The organism is Leptospira paudalimensis, from assembly GCF_026151345.1.
Taxonomy (GTDB): Bacteria; Spirochaetota; Leptospiria; order Leptospirales; family Leptospiraceae; genus Leptospira_A; species Leptospira_A paudalimensis.
This window is the reverse complement of record NZ_JAMQPR010000001.1, coordinates 422,526-440,954: the sequence shown is the minus strand read 5'-3', so window position 1 is coordinate 440,954 and position 18,429 is coordinate 422,526. Positions and strand designations below refer to the sequence as shown.

Sequence of the window (18,429 nt, the reverse complement as noted above, 5' to 3'; positions counted from 1 at the left end):
CAAAATCCGATGCAAATCAGCAAGGGTCAAATAGAAAAATGAAACTTAAATCCTTTCGATACAAAAATTGGGATACTGCGTATTTAGATTCAGAAACACCAGGCCCCACCCTAGTTTTCTGTCATGCCAATGGCTATAGTGCAGGTTGTTACCAAACTTATTTTGAAAGATTAAAAAAACACTACCGCGTGATTGCACCCGACTTCATTGGTCATGGTCGTTCTGCCTTCACACTGGACTTCCATAATTGGAATGTATTCCGCGACCAAATCCTTTCCCTCCTCGACCACGAATCGGTTAACGAAACAACAATCATCGGCCATTCCCTTGGAGGAGCCTCCTCACTTCTCGCTGCAAAAAAAGAACCCGAACGATTTACAAAAGTATTGGCGATGGATCCCGTCATCCTGGGTTGGAAACTCATTTTACTTTCCAAATTTTTAGAAAATCCACTTGCCAAAGGTGCCAAAAAAAGAAGGACCCATTTCAAATCCATAGAGCTTGTTAGGCGGTCATTCCGAAAGTTCCCTGCCTTTGCCAAATTTGATCCTTCTATTTTCGAAGATTATCTCAATTCTTGTTTTGTACCAACAGGCAACGAAGACGAAGTCAAACTTTGTTGTGACCCAAGAGTCGAAGCCAAAATTTTTGGCCATGCCCATTTCCATGTCTTCAAAAACTTCTATGGCATCAAAACGGAAAACCACATCGCCATACCCGAATCATACGAAGTCTGTAGTCCTAAATATGCAAACCTACTCACAAAAGTAAACCCCAAGTCGGATGTGACCATCTTCCCAGGTTTCACCCATTTTTTTCCCTTCGAACGCCCAGAAGAAACATGGAATTGGATGAAACGATGTTTGGATATGAAAGAAGATTAAGATACATATCTTGAAGATGGAAGAGCAGGGCGCCTCACAATCCTTTGGTGTGCGTTTCCTTTGATGGAAGATGTGACCGCGCTTTTCGCTCCAATCTTTTTGCTTATGCAAAAAGGATTTCCGCTGCAATCGCTGGCGCGGGGGTGGGGTTAAAATATTAATATTTCAATAAATATATAGAATTCTAAACTATAACTAAATTATTCAACATTCCGATGATAAAATTGATAATTTCGTTCCATTCAGCATCTGAGAAATTTGGAGTAAAAATCATGTTTATTGTAACTCGGTATGTTTTTTTATATTTTTTGTGGTAATAAAATGCTACTACCTTTTCACCTATGATCTCACTCGGACCATAATAGATTTCCATTTTTTCTGTTTTGTAACGAATGAATTTTTTCCAGTCGTTTACAGACTGGGGTTCCAATCTGAAATCTTTTAATTTTGATTCAGTTAAAATTTCTTCGAAGGATTTTATTGAATCGGCTATAATCGAAACATCAATCAATCAATAAAGAAAAACACTCTGTTTCTTGTTTGCAATCAGCTTTAAAAAAAGTAATTGGATACTTTAATTCCTGATGAAAGGTGTCGATCCTCCGAGTTATATTTGGAACATAGAGAAGAACCGACTCAACTTGCTCTCGCCTTACAGGATAAAATGTGATACCTCGATAACTTTTTGTCAAATCCAACTTTTCTGCATACAAAAAAGCGATAGGTATCAATATTAAGAAAAGAAAAGTTTTTTTCATTCTAATGCACCTGGAAAATATATAGAGGTTAAACATCATTATTCTCTGCGAACTGATTGCACCCAGTCCATGATTTCTACCCTAGAACCAACTTCGTAAGAAAGAGATGGATTTGATTTATAATCAATCATTACTTGAATTTCTCTTCAATCATATAAGTTAAATTTAATTTTCCGTTGATACTTTTTTTCATACGCTTTAATTAGCGCATCTTTATCATCATAGCTCGCATTTTTCCAACTGCGTAGCCAAATTTCATTTAAGTTAGGATGGTCTAGAATGCATTGCAATGCAGATTTAGGTAAGTCTGTATCTTCAATACGAATAAATTGTAAATTTGGTAAACTCAAAAGAGTTTTGCAAAAGGAATCCTTACTTATATTTGAACCTCTGCCAATTAGTAGGAAGTTAAGCCTTTGGAGTTTGGAAATACAAGGCATCATTTCATCTGATAAACCGCTTTCTGAGACATCAAATTTCAAAAGTGAATTTCTAAATGTATTTGTTATCTTACAAAATGCATCTTTGTTCATCTTTACCTTAAAAATACTCAACCACTCTAATTCCATTTGAGAACAAGCTTCTATTTCCTTATCAGTAAAGGTAGGGAGTTCGGTCCTTTCAAAGTCGATATTTTTTATCTGCCTTAAAGAGCAGATTTTGATAAAATCGCCACCCTGATAGACTGAATGGGTTTGTGATAAATTGTTCGGGATGGCATCTTTTTCCGATGAAGATATGTTCCTCATACGATAGCCCCTGTCGCGAAGGTGTTGGATCGTTTCCTTTGTTTTCTCTTCTTCGTTGATGAAAAAAGTTGAGCAGTTAAAGAATCCAAACAAAAGAAATAACGAAATGGATAGTATAGTTTTATTTTTTAACATAATCAAATTTTATCCTCTAGCGAACTGTAACTTTATCTAGAATGGAAATTCCAAGGTTTGTGAATTCACACCAGTCTCTCCTTGAAAAACGAGGTGTGTAAATAATAATATTTGTGAAACGAAATGTTTTTTGGTATTTTTTGTGGCGAATGATTGAGCAGAAGATAAGCCAATCGAAAGTCTTTTTGTTTTGACTAGGAATAAATACATTCAGCAACTCTATCTTATATAACAATATTGCTTACTTTGAAGACTTATCATAAGTGAGTTTACTCTTTCACTCTTCAGAGTATTCGCAGCTTCCATATAAAAATCCTGATGGAATTCTACACTTAAAGTTTTTTGCACAATCCGCATTCGATTGACACCGACTAGTTCTCGAAAGAACATATCGAAAAAAAGGAGAATTTGGATCGTTGATGATAATACAAGTCCCGATTTTATTACCAAAAGTAGGAACATAACATTTTTGCTCGACAGAACACTCTTCATCTGTCGTACAAATGTTTTTTGAGAACTCAGTTATATTATCCATCTCCAAAATTTTTTCCTCGTAATCTCTTTCTCTGCAAAAGAAAAGGGTAGAGGGAACCAAGAGAATAAACCAAATAAATTTCAATTGTATAAGTATATTGCAAATCCAAAGATTATTTTGAATTGGCTTTTTTCCACTCCTCAGCTTTTCTTTTAATCTCATAAATATCTATTTCTCCAGGTGTTCGAAGGTAAGCTCCGTGGATAAAGCCCTCTATTCCTGTATTCGTTTTCACCTTGAGCCAATTTGATAACACTATTGAATTAGCCAAAATGTCCCTTTTCCCAGTATCTTCCAGAACTTCTACTTTTTCGCCTCTAGGAAGTTTTGCAAGTATCTCACCATTTAAACTTGGAGTGGATCGAACATTGACAAGCGAACCCATTGTTATGTATGTGCCAGGGAAGCGATAATGGTAGCCAAACTTACATGTGGTTGTGCACTTCTCTTTCGTGTCAAAAACATTGACAACTTCCAAATCACTGTTTACTTCTATCTTTTCTCCACAGTATTGTTTTTTAAAGATATCTAGTACATCTTTCTGATTGTTAGGTTTATGCAAACAACTCATTTGATAAAGCTGATTATCTCGAAACTCTAATGCCAAGCCACCTCGGAATCTGTATCCTCCAAAATCATAATTGTTTGTGTTATGGATATACGGTTCGGTATTCACAATCATTATCAGTGTATCATCTTTAAACCAATAATCTAAATATGCTTGACTATCATAATTACTTTTTCGATCCCGTTGAATTCCAATAGAGTAATTGATATCTTCTCCTGGAAATCGTTCTTTTGATATCCCAAGAGCAAAGTTCTTGTGCTCATATGCAATTCCAGTATTCCCAAGTCCTTCTGTTAAAAATCTTGTTCTTAGTTCGTTTGGGATCGCAATATAGAAAGTACTTAACTTTCGATTCCAAGCTTCAATCAATTCTTCTTTCGACGGACTTGGTATTAACTCATTTACAATAAATAAAAATAAAATAATAAAGAAAAATTTTTGCTTATTCATTGTGTTGGACAGCTCCTACTTCACTCATATGGAGATGATGACGATGGTTCCACATTTGTGTTTGAATATCAAGATTTTTCTTTCGATAACAATTTAGTCAAAGTTAAAAGCTATTGAACGTAGGAATTTATTCGGAAACATCACCATACCGAAGTTTTGTGATGGCAGAACTTACCCTAGTTTCGAAAGTATCCGTTATCACAAAGAAGAAACACAGATAATTCCTTTTTCTTGGTTTAAGTCCTCTTCATTTACAATTTTATGAGAATCTCCATAATAAACTTGGTGGGAAAAAAGATCATCAATGTTATCAATTACCCAAAATGAATCGATTCCAAAATTAGCGAGAGATTTAAACAATGAAGAATTTTAAAAAATTTCAGTATCGGATTCAGAAATTAAACTACGTTTATTTTGATGCGATATTTTTGCACACCAAAGTCCTGCTTGTTTGTATGTTCCTTTCCCCAAATACAGAAACTTTATCTCGTTTAAGTTTGAAGCAATATATTCTAAGAGAAAATTGCTAAAAATAGAAAATAAAAACGATTCATCCTAGGATAAACATTTATTATTTTTCTTTCCAACCGTTGTTCTTCTTCCATACATTCGCTTTTTCTTGAATGGAGACTACATCAATTTCTCCAGGTGCACGAAGAAATGCTCCGTGTACATAACCTTCACGTCCATCATCTAACTTCACTTTGCCCCAAGTGCCATAATGCGGAAATATTTCTTCATACACTTCTGCATCGGCAATCACTTGGATGGGTGTGTCTTTGCTTAGTTCGGTGATGATTTCTGATTTGGTAGAAGGTTCTTTGCGAACACGGACTTTGTGATCTGCTATAAAATAAAATCCTGGAATGCGATAAGGGACTAAATGACCACAACCTTTTTCACATTGGGCTTTTTCTTTCACGACATTTACAACTTCGCCAAATGAATCCAAATGAATTACTTCTTGGCATGGTTTTTGCCGGAAATAGCAACCAATGGTTTCGATTTTGCCATTCTTGAAATCAAAACGTAGGCCATAATCGCCAGGATAGGAAGGTCTATCTGGTGGCATAACAGGTTCAGTGTTTACAATTCTAAATATACTGCCTTTTTTAAAATAAAAGACTTTTTCTCTTCCCTCTTCATAAATATTTAGCGATTCTTTAATCGCAATCGTTGCAGATAGATTTCTTCTCTCTATAGCTGAAGTGTTAATTGTAACTTTATATTTTGAAGATTCTAAGTAAAGATTTTGAATCCATGTATCAGGATATTTTTTTTGCCTCATTTCTTTCGATATCGGAACATGACTTTCCGCCAGGTATTTAATTTCAGGTAGATTAATAGGTTCTTCATCAATGGATGATTGCGATTTTAGATTTTGTGAACATCCAATTAGTAAAAAGCTGAATAAGAAGATTTTCATTTTCATCTGTTAATTTCCGTTATATGTAAATGGTGTCTATGATTCCACATCTGATTGATTGACTTTAGATTTCCTAAGTTCCACAATTCTTGTTTCACTGCCAAGAATTTAAATTTGTTTCCATTTCCGTACATTCTTAGTTCCCAGCTTTCACCTGCGATGTAAAACATCGGTAAAAAATCCAATTCTTCTATTGTAACTGCACACAATTGGACATGGTACATTCCAATCTCTGAATATTGAACAGCGACTGTAAGAATGTTTTTTCAGATTGGATAGATAAACGTTCTTGATTCTGTTAGTAGGCGTCTATATAACCAAGAAGGCCATTCCCTAGAACATCTTTTACTTTCACCAAAATGCGATCTTTGATGAATCCATCAGAATTGTTTCCTGCTGTGTAAAACGCAAAGTCTTCTTTTCGCGAATCAAGTGTTTTCGGCCGGTTTGGATCGCATATAAAATGGAATGCGAAGTGAACACAAGAATTTGGATCGAGTTTGAACACGATCAAAGTCTCCAACTCCAGAATCAATTCCTTATACACTGAAAAGTCTCCCAATTAAAGGAAGCCATTCAGCCTAAAAAGCGACTAGATAATTGAGCCCTAGATAGTCGTTAATTCCAATTTGAATTAAAACCTTTTACTATCAACTTACAATGATTAGATGTGAATATCAGCAATCGTTTATGCGATCACTCTCGCCAATTAGCATGGGCTCACTATCGATCAGTAGTGCAGAGAAAAGAATTCATTCACTCTCCCTCCACAGGATCCTGTAATTCTGGAACTGGACAATGGTTGATGATACGTGTAATTTCATAGATAGTAAACGGTTTGTTGAAATCATGATCGACATTTATTGTGATTGCATGTCCGCGATCTTCAGAATCTGTCTCTAACTTTGGATCATCGTTATGGATAAAATCTATTCGATACGTAAAATGATAGTCAATTGGAACTTTTGTTTCAGGATCACGACGCGGATCGAATGCTTGGTATGCACGAATTTCTATTTTTTTAATTGGTTTTATAAAAAATAGAGAGGTGCTGCAATATCCTTCACCTTTCCGGAAACTATCCATAAATGCAGTTTTGACTTTAGCATAATGGTCATCATTCATATAGACCGGTGAAGGATCTCCATCTTCTTCATATTCTAGCTTATAAATACCAAGCTTAACAGCTAAAGGTTCTCTAATGGTATGAGAGATCTCATAATAAAAATCTTCATATTTTTTTTCTCGAAATATTTTCTCCAATTTTTGGGCATAAGGGACAACTAACATCTTAGCAATTGCTCTAGGATCTAGGTTTAGTCGGTCAAATAGATATTCACTATTTGTATCTTTATTGTTTCGTATATAAAAGATATTTCCTTCTATTAGTTCAACATCGGGTCTTTCTTTCCACTGTTTGCCAAATCCTTCCTTCTCGAAATATTTACATTGAGAAAAAACCATTATGATAATAAACAAACACTTAAAATAAACTATCTTCCTCATCTTTAGTATACTTTTATTATTTTTCAAACGCTATCTCCTGCTGATACTTTTCCTGCCATATCTTTCATAAAATAAGCGGGATTAATTCTGACAAATTTGGGTATCCCGTCTTTCTTTAAAATATAGAATGAATATCAATCTAATACATCCATACATTGTGCAGGGTAGGCATCAATGATCGACGTCTGCATGACATGATCCCCTTGGATTAAAAAATAGACTCGGAATTGAATCGAATCAAAATCATCCATCCCTTTCTCTGGTTCCATAAAATATTCTATATCATATTGTGTTTGGATAGCATAACTTTTGCTTTTCGGATCCAATGCTCTATCCTCTACAGAATATGGTTTCACTTTAACTTTTTTTATTTCTTTGAAAAATAAACGTCCAAAATCACAAAAGGAATTTTTATTATCTAGATTTTGTCTTATATACTCATAAATTCTTTCCAGATCTTCCCGACATATATAGTCTACCCCTCGATCATATTTGCTATATTCGACTCCAATTTTTTTACCAGCAACCGCAAGGAAGGGTCTATATAAGGAATAGGCAAAAACTTCCCTCCCTTTCTCGGGATCCGAATTTTGAAATGCATCAAGTAAAGACTTTGCTTTTAATACAACAAATCGTTTTGCAAACTCCCTTGGATCAATTCGATTCTTAAAAAATTTCTGGTTCAAGTCCTCATCTGGTTTAAAATAAATAATATTATAATTGATTATTTCTGACTCTGGCCTTTTTTCTTTGAACCATTCCGTTCCATAGAGTCCTATCGTAGGATCATTAGTATCTGTCTTCGGGGTACATTCAAATACCGCTAATAAGAAAAATACCAATAATCTAGAATGTAGCATGGCCAGGCGATTACCAATATTCAAACTGTTCTTCGGGCGGGCGTAGACTACGGATATGACTCCAACCTTGGTGATTTTTAAAATCAACAATTCTAAAATGAGTTTCATTTTCTCCTTTTCCAAATACACTCAACTCCACCTCTAAACTATGCAAACCTTCCGAGCCATCTTCATTTAGAATGCCTCTAGGAAAGGTTATCGAATAAGTTAATTCATATTTTTGGAATGGCTTTTTTTCATTTAATTCTCTTGGTTCGACTTTACTAACACTTAATCCTAAAAGTGGAAATTTTTTTTCAAATAAGTAATGAAGATCACAAAAAGATTCTTCAGACCTCAATTTTTCATGAATGTATTGAGTAAGTTTTCTAAATTTAATATGATCAGACATATCTTTATTCTCAACAATGCCTAATTCTTTTTCTGCTTCCACTTGAAAGTAATAACCTATATGCTTTTCGATAAAGTTGTAATTTTTTTCTTCCAACGCCTTTCGTAGCTGAATCACAAACGGAAGTACTTTTAGTTTTGCAATTTGACGTGGATCCAGTTTTGATTTGATTAGAATTTCCTTCACTTTTGGACTTTCCAATCTGTAATACATTATCCCTGGAGCCCACTTCTCAGGACTTGGTGCATCCACCCAATCTGTTCCAAAAATACCAACCTCAGGGTTTATAGTGTCTAAGACGGATTTTGGTTTGCATCCATAAAGTCCTATCATTATCACAATGGTTATAGAAATGATTCTATTTCTATTGTTTGGCTTAAAACTCATTTTAATACCCTTTCTTTTGTTACCATAAAGTCTTCATCCCTGATTCAGTAACCCCAAAACATAAAACATTGAATATCCTTTGTAGGCATTTCTTCTAGTGATTCCGATTTCGTATTTGCAAAAAACATTTTTACAGGTAAATTCCCTACAGAGTAACCAATATTCATTAATATCACAATTTGATCTTGATTTTTATCGGTTTCAATACTACAAGGTGTATTGTGGTGCAGGAATAATCTCCACAAATAATGATTTTGATTGTCGTATTGATCATCAAATCGTGCTACAGCACCTTGTCTGTTTGTATCCAATCAATCAAGCAAACCTTCTCCTTTTTTTTTCAGACCAACCAAAATGAGATTCGTAGCTATAATAATCTTTGCCTTTCGGGATTTCTGGAAAACATCCAGTCAGGTAAAGTAAAGTTTGTAGAATCAGTAAAGATCGAATACTATGATTCATCTTTCCATACACCTATAAAAAGAACAAAATCCTGCTCTTAATCTTTTTCGCTAGGATCAGTGGAATATGGTTCAAAATTAGGTTCTGGACAGTGACCGACAAATTCTTTGATTGCATTGTAAGGAGGCCAGAACGGAGGTGTTGGAAAAAAAGAAGATCGCGTTATAACATTAAGGCTAAGTGGGTAGTCACTCAATGGGAAGTATATCTTTATATTATAATACAATGTATATTTTGTATTATCATCGGTTTTCTGAACCTTGATGACTTCTTTCATTTTAATTTCCAATTTATTCAATGGGGATTTAAACAAAAGATCAAAGTCACAATAAGGATCTCTTCTATTTTTTTTGTATTCATCTACCCATACATCCATCACGTCTTCACTGTCTCGATAACCAAGTAATTTAGATGATAAATCACCTCTAAAAGTAGTATTATTGATAATCCAGCCAAAATTTTTCATTTCAATATTCAATTTCAGCTCTTTCACAAATGGCAAAATGTCTTTCATTGTAATGGCTCGTGGATCAATTTCATATTTGATAAAATCTTTCTCTACAAATTTGTCTCTCATATAGAATATCCCTGGTGCAATCTCTTCTACTGCGGGTCCATCGATCCAATCTTTTCCAAACATTGGTTTTTTGCAGGAACTACTTCCTATGAATAGGAAAATGACAATCACATATTTTGTTTTCAATTGAGTCACCAGTTCTTAACTTACTCTAAATATCATACTACCAAGCTGATTGATACTCTTAATTTTATTTGCACCATCGCCTATACTCTCTCTATGAAAAAAGTCTTTTCACTTCTTTTCTCTCTTTATTTTCTCTTCCAATTCCCACTCTCTGCTGATTGTGAATTCCCTTACCTGTACAAAATTGCCGATGACCTGGAAATCAAATCAGAACCAAAAGAAGACTCTAAGACCCTAAATACAATATCAAGATTAAAATTTGGCCGTTGTCTGGAACAAAGCCCACCAAACAAATTACAAAACAACCCAGCTTTTTTCCAAATTCGCCACGAAGATGTTAGCCAAGGCTGGGTTGATGCCAAGAAATTTTTTTTCATTAAGGAACCATTGGGAACCAAAACCTTCTATCGGAAAAATCGAAAATCGTCGTTTCCGATGGAGGTGATGGATTTTTGTTTGTATGGAAAATTGTGGATGGAGATACCACACTCATTCATAAAACAGGCAATTACATGCAAGTGTAGGTAAGGGAGAAGTAAATGGTAGAAATTTGACCTAACCTTTCCATTACGATTTATGATTTTTAAGCCGGCAATGGCTTGGATATTCCCGTTCAATTTTTATCTGGTAAGTAATCTTCCTACCGAACAATGGAACGAAAATCTTATTTCTCAACGTATAATGAAATTAATGCCATAGGCATTCCCAACGGCTCCATAACAAAAACTAGTTTTGACCTAAAAGATTCTTAAATCACTAAAGAAGTGTATTCAAAATCAGAGCTACTTTTATAGACAGCAACCTATTCCTTTGCGGATGGAACCATCAAACCAATGCAGTGAAGGCAAATTTCTCGAATTTGTTACGCTACCAATGCGATTTTAAACTCCGTTTATTTAAGGAGAATCATATTCAAAAACATCAACAGTCACTTTACGACCGTTTTTTTTGAAATACAAATCCTCTAATTTTTTCATATCACTAGCGGTGCGGCCTTTAATTTTTTTAAAACCGAAAAATTCCACGCCTTTTAAATCAAGGAGGCAATTAAATTCTTTAGGTGACAATTCGATATTGGTTAGGTGAAAGCTTTTTATTTTCATATCGCTTTTGCATAAATTACAAAAAGCTTCATTAGTAAATTTCTTCAAAGGTCCTTGGAAACTCAATTCTTCTATAAATTCAAATCTCTTAAGACAGTTTAGGTCTTCATCATTGATATTTGTATTCACGAAGCCAAGATTGTTGTGAAACTGATTTTTTTCAGATAATTGGCAAAATAAGCCATTTTTAATTGCAACATCCTTTAGACTCAAAAGCTTCATTTCACTAAGATTACATTCGTCTAGTTGATTAAAAAAAGATTCTGCAATTTTATTATTGTCTATTATCAAATTTCTAAGATTTGGCAAACTGCAAATTTTCCGTAAATCTCCATCAATCATCTTCGTATTTGGATATGCCGTCACATAGGAATGGATTCCTTTGTAAGAATTAATTTCTACATCATATCCTTTGCTTTGTAAATCACTTACGATCAAAGTAGAATTCAGTTTCTGATCCACTTCTATTTTTTGTGATGTATTACATTGACCAGAAACTGCGAATAAACCGACTAGTATTAGACATTCAAAATATTTCATGTTTATTTCTTTGAGTATACGGGAAAAGCAATACTTTCTGGAGTTTTCAGTCTGTAAGTCTCCTTTGTATACAAAATAGAATTCTTAATATCATTCGGATCTACAATCGATCCATTAATATTACTATGCCCTGTATCTTTTACTATCCAATCACTCCCTGGACCATCTCGATGAATGGAAATTGTATGTCCACTAGTAATACGAATCATCACTGAATTGGATGTGGTTGTTTTCATGGCGTCTGCAATTTTCACATAAGCTTGGTCGCGAGTGATATTAGGATTAGTATCTTCAAAGGTATCCCTATACCACTCTTTACCATTTGCCTTTGCATAAGCATTCATAATTGTGTCGTTACCCGTAACATACATAACACTCCCTGGCTTGATTTCGATACTATTTTTATGATTTTTAACAAAATCAACAAAATTATCAGGAACTGCAGAACCAAATTCCTTGCGACATGTTGCCCAGAGAGACGCTGCTTGGTGATATAATTCCATCGCGCTTAGATTGTTTGGTCTTGTAGTAACCTATCTTCATCTGGATTCCGAGACATTGACAATCTATCGAATTGTAACACTATTCAGAATGGAAACTGCATGATTGGTAATTTCACTCCAATCTCTCTCTGAAAAATTTGGAGTGTAGATCATATTGATCGTGATACGATATGTTTTTTGGTATTTTTTATGGTAATAAAAGGCGATTACCTTGCTTCCAATGATTTCACCTGGGCCATAAAGGATCTCCATGGGCTCTGTTGTGTAGCGAAGATACTGTTTCCAATGAGGCAGCGAAGTAGGAGTCAATCGAAAGTCTTTTTGTTTTGACTCGGAAACTATTTCATCAAAAGATTTCATTGAATCATCAATGATAGATACATCGATCAGTAGAGAAAAACATTCGGAAACTTCTTTGCAATCAGCCTTGAAAAAGGTGATTGGATATTTGAATTGTTCCTGCACTGAATCAGATCTCTCCGTCATTTTCGGAACATAGATGACAAGAGATTCCACTTGTTCTTGCCTGATTGGATAAAAACGAATCCCACGGTAACTTTTGTTTAAATTCGGTTTCTCCGCCTCTAGTAGGATTAGCGGAAACAATACAATTAGTAGGCAAATCTTTTTCATGACAATATTCTAAACCGATTATGGTTTTTCATAACCAACTGGATCGTAAATGGAGGCTTCAATCTTTCGTTTGTGTTTTGCTTCATAGGCAGAGACAAACTTCTCCATTTGGCTCTCAGGAACATGTTTCCACCTTTTTAACATAACGTCTTTGAGAGAGGGTAGGTTTAACATACAATCCGTACTTTTTTTTGTTAGAAAATCAATATCATCCATTCGAAGGAATGTAAGATTTTTTGCATTCTGAGAAAATTGGCACATTCCTTCATCAGTAATTTTGGCACCTTCCCAAACGATAAAAGTATCCAAATTTTGTATTTGTGAAACACAAGTAAGTTCTGAATCTGTCAAAGGAATATAATTAAAATCAATTCTTATCTTTGGAGCCTTCAAACCTTTCGCAATTTCACAAATCTGAAAATTATTTAGTTTGATATTGTCTATTAGAATTGTATCTACGTTAGAATTTTTACATGCCCGAATTTCTTCAAGGCTGAAATCAGGCAATTCACCTGACTCGATCGACAAGTATTTCAATTTTTTAATTGAACAAACTTTTAGTAAGTCTCCAGGCAAGTATTGCCCCTTCCCGTTCATTTTTATAGCGGGAATTTTAACTTTATTTTTTGCATCTATTGTTTCCAAATAAAAACGATATGACCGAGAGGATAACTCTTGGATCAGTTCTTCATCCGACATTTTCGCTATATTTTCTGAAGTTGTAGAACAAGTTGTGAGAAAACAGACGAAGAAAAAGGATAGTGCCCTTTGCAATGGATATTTCATTTTTATTTCCCTTTGATTCGGAATGTCCGAGGGATAAACTACAACTGACAGATCTTAAAGTCTATTCTAAAATCAGGAAGCGATGGGTTTTTAAAGAAGTCAGTGAATCAAATCAACATTCGTTGCTTCAATATTCATTTGGAGCATTGCAATTGCCATTGAGACGATACATTCCCCGATCACTCACCCCCCTTCTCAATACCTTCTCTCCTCTACCGTAAAAAAATCTATCTGGCTCAATACCGGCCCACAATAGAACAAACTGATTGTGGATAATAGAATATTCGGTTCCAAAAGATGCCGAAACGATATTGATTTCCCTCTGGTCTCACCTTCTGACAGTTTAATTTCCTGAATGCTTTTTTTCGTCATCTGAATGGAAGGGCAAACCACTTTGTCTTCCCTTAAAAATTCACATGTGTTCGAGGTGTAAGGAACCGTTGGATTTTTTGGATCATAGGGTTCTCTAAATTGAAAGCCATGATAAATTGTTAGATCACTTACCTTACAACGAAAGAAGGAAACATCACCATACCGAAGTTTTGTGATCGCATAATACTCTCCTAGTTTTAGAGGGATCGCAAAGGAAGGATCAGACGGCCGGAGATTCACAAACTTTTTGATATGGTCCTGAGATGAACAATTGTATTCCCCATGGCATCCCTTTGGATCTTGGAATACTTTAGTCTCAACCACTACATAACCATCTCGGATGGAATTGGTCCATCGAAAGTATCCGTAATTTGTGTCAGTCAACACATCTGCTTCCAACGTTTTGGGATCGGAAGTCGAACATTGGAACAGAAGAAGGGTTAGGAGAGAAAAGGAAATGGATAGGTATTTTTTCACTTTGTTTTGTTTACTATTTATAGTTAGGTTTCGAAACTAAATCTGATTTTTGATTAACTTGAAATATTCTCGAATTATATTCACGGGGATCGGACAAGTTCCTAGGTAAGAATTTATTTATGATACAGATTTACAAACTCATCAAAAACTTCTTTTCCATTACTAGATTCATTCAAACACCATTCTTTCACTTTTTGTAAATCAAATCTTTGATTCTTTGCAACGAGTAAAGCTTGGTCTAAACATTCACGTGCGTTAAAATGTAGGTAAGAAGCAAGTCTATCTTTAATACAATCAGTAGGTGACAAAATCTTTAGAATTTTACCATGAAATTCTTTTTCATCTGGAACAATTTTATAATCATCTCCAATCGATACTGGTGCAGAAACGAATTCAATGTATAAATGTTTGCACTTTGGATGAACAAAATGGCGATTTACTTTTTTAAAACCTATGCTTTCCATTATAGTTTGAATTTCAGATGATTTTGATAATAGAGGTTCAACTAAATCTAAATCACCGGAACGATATGCACCTTTAGAATAGATAGCAACAACTGCACCTCCAACTAAAACCGATTGGATTCCTTGATATGCAAGATGCCATCCAACAAATTTCCAAAGCTCTTCCTCATTAACTTCTAACCAATTAGGTTCTTCCATAAATTGGTTTTCCCTTTTCGCGAGGTCTTCTTCTTGTGGAGAATATTTTTTCCTTTTCTTCCATTGTTAAAGAATGATAAAATATCTCTAGAATAGCCTTTATTGGTTTAACGAAAGGGGATTTTTGATTAAAGGAAAAAACCCTGGTTCTTCCTACATTTTTAGCAACAATGATACCAGTTTTTTCGAATCTTTCCAATTGCATTCGGATAGGTGTAGATGCTACGCCATAGTCTTTCGCAATTGCGGCCGAATGAATTTCATTGTAATGAAATAGGTGCAACAATACTCTCGATGCAGTTTTATTTCCAAATATTCCATCAAGGATCATTGCTAATTTGTATCAATCTACCAATGATTATCAACTAAAAAATAGTCGATATAAGCTAAAAACTAGTCCATAGAGTGCGATATCATATCGGGATTAGTGAAATAGCACAACTTTAAACTGCGAAGTAATTTTGGGACCGGGTGTGGCTTACGAAACCTCTTCCCATTTCTTTCACAACCAAGCGAGTACCTGCACTCCCGGAGAATAATGGCTTAGGTTTGGATTCCCAAAATTGACTAACCCATCGTAGGCCGCATAACGAAGGTTTAGTTTCGAAAATTCCACTTGGAATAATTCCCAAGGTTTGTGGTGCACATCCATTGCTGTTTCCTCTGGGTTTTTCCCTCTGTACAATGAATACCGTTCCGTAAGCCAAAGTTCTTTGGGAGAGGGAAAGTCGATTCTGTCTTTCTTTAAAAATTCAATTCCAATCTCACAACGTTTCCCACGCAATGTGTAAGAATCGTTTGTCCGAATGATCGGAGAATGTTGGTATGGTAGTCCCGAAGCCAACCTCGCAAAAATTGTTGGTAGGATTTTTTCTGCTTCAATACTGAGAAAATACACACCAGGTTTGCCATCACGTGTCACATAGGTACGTAGATTCACTTCATGAAAAGTGGAAAGGAATGGGATGGGGAAGGTAAACCTTGGACGTACTCGATCCATAGTAAAGGCAACTACTGATACCCAATGTTCGCCATCAAACTGATCCAATTCCAAATGCTGAGGAACAAGTTCTCGTAACCGTTTCCCATTCACTTGGTAATGCAAAAAAATAACTTCGTTCCATTCTTGGTACCAAAACCAGGAAGGGTTAGGAATGGGCCATGGCCTGTGGCCAACTGTATGTAAGATCGTCTGGATAGGTTCTTTCATATAGAATTCACAAGTGGGTGGATTCTAATTCCCTTACACACTCTCTTAAATATTAATCGCCTCACCAAGTACTGCTGCAGCACTTTCCATAATCCCTTCCGCAAGTGTGGGATGAGCATGGATGGTATTGGCAAGTTCCCTCACAGTAATTTCCATATTGGCACCTAGTGTCAGTTCTGCGATGAGTTCAGTTGCTCCAGGCCCAATGATATGTGCTCCTAAAATTTCACCATGTTTGGCATCGGACACAATTTTTACCATTCCCGTTGTATCCCCTTGTGCTTGGGCACGTCCACTCGCAGTAAACGGAAATTTACCTACCTTAATGTCGTGTCCCATTGCTTTTGCTTTGTCTTCACTAAGACCCACACTCGCCACTTCTGGATGGCAGTACGTACAACCTGGTATGTATGCATAATTCAAACGTTGGATTTGGATGTGATGAGGATTTCCCATACGAATGGAGATGTCCTCTGCCGCACGAATCCCTTCCGCACTTGCCACATGGGCAAGCGAAGGTGTCGGAATACAATCACCGATCGCATAAATATGATCTATGGTGGATCTATAGTTTCCTACATATTCCACAAACCCATTTTTTAATTTCACTCCAATCGCATCGAGGCCAATGGCAGTTGTATTTGGAGTGATCCCCACACCCACAATCACCTTATCAAAGTTTAATTTCTCTTTTTTAGCGGAATTTCTATCAAGTAACGTGAGTTCAACGCCTTTCTCAGAAACAGTTGCTGTCTCCACACCATAACTCAAATACTGTTCAATCCCTCGTTTTTTAAAACTACGTTCGAGTATCCCAGAGATTTCTTTGTCCTCATTCGGAAGTAGGTGGTCTTGGTATTCGATGATGGTGACTTTAGATCCCATACTTGCATAAAAATCAGCAAATTCAACACCAATCGCACCTGCACCGATGATGGCTAAATTGGGAATGACCTTTGGTTCCACCATGGCTTCTCTTGCAGATAACACTCGTTTGCCGTCAAAAGGTAAAAAAGGTAGGGATTTGTTTTTGGCACCTACTGCCAATATAAAATAATCTGCGGTAAGGGATGAAGTTTCACCCGTGTTGGATTTCACCTCTATGGTTTTTGCATTTGTAAAACTTGCTTCACCATTTACCACGGTGACCTTGTTTTTTTTCATGAGGAACTCAACACCTTTTGCCATTTGGTCTGCCACTGACCGTGAACGTTTGATGATGGCCTCAAAATCGGCTTTGATATTGTCTGCCGAGATTCCAAATTTAGACGCTTCTCTTAAATGTTCTAAAACATGTGCACTTTCTAACAATGCTTTGGTGGGAATACAACCCCAATTCAAACAAACTCCACCGAGTTTGTCGCGTTCGACAACACATGTTTGTAAACCGAGTTGGGCAGCGCGAATAGCAGCGACATAACCACCTGGCCCTCCTCCAATCACGATCACTTGGAAATGGTTTGAATTGGACATACGTTCTCCCGATAGAATGAGATACCGTACTAAAAAAAGAAAGTCAAGACCTCTTTTTGGCGACGATGAGCATCCTTGCGCCTGTTTTGATGTACTTTTCTCCGTCGTAATTGCTATACACGTTTAAGATATCAAATTTGTTTTCGTCTAAGAAATTCCTGACTTGTGGGAAATGAAACACTCGCATGGTATGTTTGTCTTTTAAATCCTTTTGGTTTAAATTATAAACATAATTCACTTCTACGATGGCAATGTCATCTGCCCTTGTTAACCGAAATCCGCGGTTCCTTCGTATGGATGTTGTCCCTTGTCTTACATTGCTTACAGTGGTGATGGGTTTGCGTTTGATGCGGTGGATGGGATCTGCATTCCAAATTTCCAAAACAAGTAACCCAGCTTGTTTTAAGTTTTTATAACAATTTCGTAGGAAATTTTGTACCAAATCATCATTTACTAAATAATTAAATGTTCCATACAAACAAATCACTCCATCAACAGGTTGTTTGGCGACGTAGTTTTCCATTTTTCCAAGTTCAAAACTACAATGTGGAAATCTTGCTTTTGCAATCTCGAGCATCCGGGGTGATCCGTCTACTCCATGTGGTTTGAAACCCATCCCTTGTAATTCTTTGATGTGTTCCCCTGTCCCACACCCAATGTCGAGGACAGTATAAATTTTATGTCGCTTGAATGTTTCTCTTAAGAAAAGGATTTCTTCCGAAAACTTTCGGCCAGGTTCTTCGATGGTAAAATAGTATTCTGCTAATTCGGAATAGAGTTTCATTTGCCCCTAGCGGAAAAGGAAAATCAGTTTAGCGAATCCCCATTTTACCCGTTATATTGAGTAACGGCTAAG

At 35.9% G+C, this 18,429-nt stretch carries 22 protein-coding genes; 1 reads left to right on the top strand and 21 read right to left on the bottom strand.

Going from position 1 to position 18,429, the window contains the following annotated elements; translation table 11 throughout:
* Positions 1-38: 38 nt before the first annotated feature.
* Positions 39-884 (top strand): alpha/beta fold hydrolase, encoded by an 846-nt coding sequence (locus ND855_RS02090; protein ID WP_265356973.1) that lies wholly within the window; start codon positions 39-41, stop codon positions 882-884.
* A 184-nt stretch (positions 885-1,068) separates the two neighbouring features.
* Here ND855_RS02090 and ND855_RS02085 read toward each other — a convergent pair whose 3' ends face one another.
* The 21 genes from ND855_RS02085 to ND855_RS01985 form a co-directional block, all read right to left on the bottom strand.
* On the bottom strand, positions 1,069-1,314 hold the full coding sequence (locus tag ND855_RS02085; protein WP_265356972.1) for a hypothetical protein: 246 nt from the start codon (positions 1,312-1,314) through the stop codon (positions 1,069-1,071).
* Positions 1,315-1,788: 474 nt separating this feature from the next.
* Positions 1,789-2,526 carry a hypothetical protein gene (locus tag ND855_RS02080; RefSeq protein WP_265356971.1) on the bottom strand — a complete coding sequence of 246 codons (738 nt, stop codon included), beginning with the start codon at positions 2,524-2,526 and terminating at the stop codon, positions 1,789-1,791.
* Between the two features lie 647 nt (positions 2,527-3,173).
* Positions 3,174-4,079 (bottom strand): SH3 domain-containing protein, encoded by a 906-nt coding sequence (locus tag ND855_RS02075; protein ID WP_265356970.1) that lies wholly within the window; start codon positions 4,077-4,079, stop codon positions 3,174-3,176.
* A 198-nt stretch (positions 4,080-4,277) separates the two neighbouring features.
* Positions 4,278-4,439, bottom strand: a complete 162-nt coding sequence (locus tag ND855_RS02070) for a hypothetical protein (RefSeq protein ID WP_265356969.1) — start codon at positions 4,437-4,439, stop codon at positions 4,278-4,280.
* A 211-nt stretch (positions 4,440-4,650) separates the two neighbouring features.
* Complete coding sequence (locus ND855_RS02065; RefSeq protein ID WP_265356968.1) at positions 4,651-5,511, bottom strand: SH3 domain-containing protein; 861 nt, start codon at positions 5,509-5,511, stop codon at positions 4,651-4,653.
* Positions 5,512-5,803: 292 nt separating this feature from the next.
* Complete coding sequence (locus ND855_RS02060; protein ID WP_265356967.1) at positions 5,804-6,013, bottom strand: hypothetical protein; 210 nt, start codon at positions 6,011-6,013, stop codon at positions 5,804-5,806.
* 248 nt (positions 6,014-6,261) lie between these two features.
* Positions 6,262-7,038, bottom strand: a complete 777-nt coding sequence (locus ND855_RS02055; RefSeq protein ID WP_265356966.1) for a hypothetical protein — start codon at positions 7,036-7,038, stop codon at positions 6,262-6,264.
* Positions 7,039-7,145: 107 nt separating this feature from the next.
* On the bottom strand, positions 7,146-7,871 hold the full coding sequence (locus tag ND855_RS02050) for a hypothetical protein (protein WP_265356965.1): 726 nt from the start codon (positions 7,869-7,871) through the stop codon (positions 7,146-7,148).
* A 10-nt stretch (positions 7,872-7,881) separates the two neighbouring features.
* Positions 7,882-8,649, bottom strand: coding sequence for a hypothetical protein (locus tag ND855_RS02045; RefSeq protein ID WP_265356964.1), 768 nt, complete (start codon positions 8,647-8,649; stop codon positions 7,882-7,884).
* A gap of 44 nt (positions 8,650-8,693) precedes the next feature.
* Positions 8,694-8,960: a hypothetical protein gene (locus ND855_RS02040; protein WP_265356963.1), complete on the bottom strand. Its 267-nt coding sequence runs from the start codon at positions 8,958-8,960 to the stop codon at positions 8,694-8,696.
* Positions 8,961-9,148: 188 nt separating this feature from the next.
* Positions 9,149-9,814 carry a hypothetical protein gene (locus tag ND855_RS02035; protein ID WP_265356962.1) on the bottom strand — a complete coding sequence of 222 codons (666 nt, stop codon included), beginning with the start codon at positions 9,812-9,814 and terminating at the stop codon, positions 9,149-9,151.
* A gap of 896 nt (positions 9,815-10,710) precedes the next feature.
* Positions 10,711-11,457: a hypothetical protein gene (locus ND855_RS02030; RefSeq protein ID WP_265356961.1), complete on the bottom strand. Its 747-nt coding sequence runs from the start codon at positions 11,455-11,457 to the stop codon at positions 10,711-10,713.
* Between the two features lie 2 nt (positions 11,458-11,459).
* Positions 11,460-11,960, bottom strand: coding sequence for a hypothetical protein (locus ND855_RS02025; protein WP_265356960.1), 501 nt, complete (start codon positions 11,958-11,960; stop codon positions 11,460-11,462).
* Positions 11,961-12,023: 63 nt separating this feature from the next.
* Positions 12,024-12,593, bottom strand: coding sequence for a hypothetical protein (locus tag ND855_RS02020; protein WP_265356959.1), 570 nt, complete (start codon positions 12,591-12,593; stop codon positions 12,024-12,026).
* Positions 12,594-12,611: 18 nt separating this feature from the next.
* Entirely contained in the window at positions 12,612-13,379 is a 768-nt protein-coding gene (locus ND855_RS02015) for a hypothetical protein (RefSeq protein WP_265356958.1), read from the bottom strand.
* Positions 13,380-13,574: 195 nt separating this feature from the next.
* A complete protein-coding gene (locus ND855_RS02010) occupies positions 13,575-14,228 on the bottom strand; it encodes a hypothetical protein (protein WP_265356957.1) in 654 nt (217 codons plus the stop codon).
* A gap of 113 nt (positions 14,229-14,341) precedes the next feature.
* Positions 14,342-14,890 carry a hypothetical protein gene (locus ND855_RS02005; RefSeq protein ID WP_265356956.1) on the bottom strand — a complete coding sequence of 183 codons (549 nt, stop codon included), beginning with the start codon at positions 14,888-14,890 and terminating at the stop codon, positions 14,342-14,344.
* Entirely contained in the window at positions 14,877-15,221 is a 345-nt protein-coding gene (locus ND855_RS02000) for a winged helix-turn-helix domain-containing protein (protein WP_265356955.1), read from the bottom strand. Before ND855_RS02000 ends, ND855_RS02005 begins: the two co-directional genes overlap by 14 nt.
* Before the next feature lie 171 nt (positions 15,222-15,392).
* Positions 15,393-16,100: a YqjF family protein gene (locus ND855_RS01995; protein WP_265356954.1), complete on the bottom strand. Its 708-nt coding sequence runs from the start codon at positions 16,098-16,100 to the stop codon at positions 15,393-15,395.
* 45 nt (positions 16,101-16,145) lie between these two features.
* Positions 16,146-17,573 carry a dihydrolipoyl dehydrogenase gene (gene lpdA / locus ND855_RS01990; RefSeq protein ID WP_265356953.1) on the bottom strand — a complete coding sequence of 476 codons (1,428 nt, stop codon included), beginning with the start codon at positions 17,571-17,573 and terminating at the stop codon, positions 16,146-16,148.
* A 43-nt stretch (positions 17,574-17,616) separates the two neighbouring features.
* Positions 17,617-18,357: a class I SAM-dependent DNA methyltransferase gene (locus ND855_RS01985; protein ID WP_135595082.1), complete on the bottom strand. Its 741-nt coding sequence runs from the start codon at positions 18,355-18,357 to the stop codon at positions 17,617-17,619.
* Positions 18,358-18,429 lie beyond the last annotated feature (72 nt).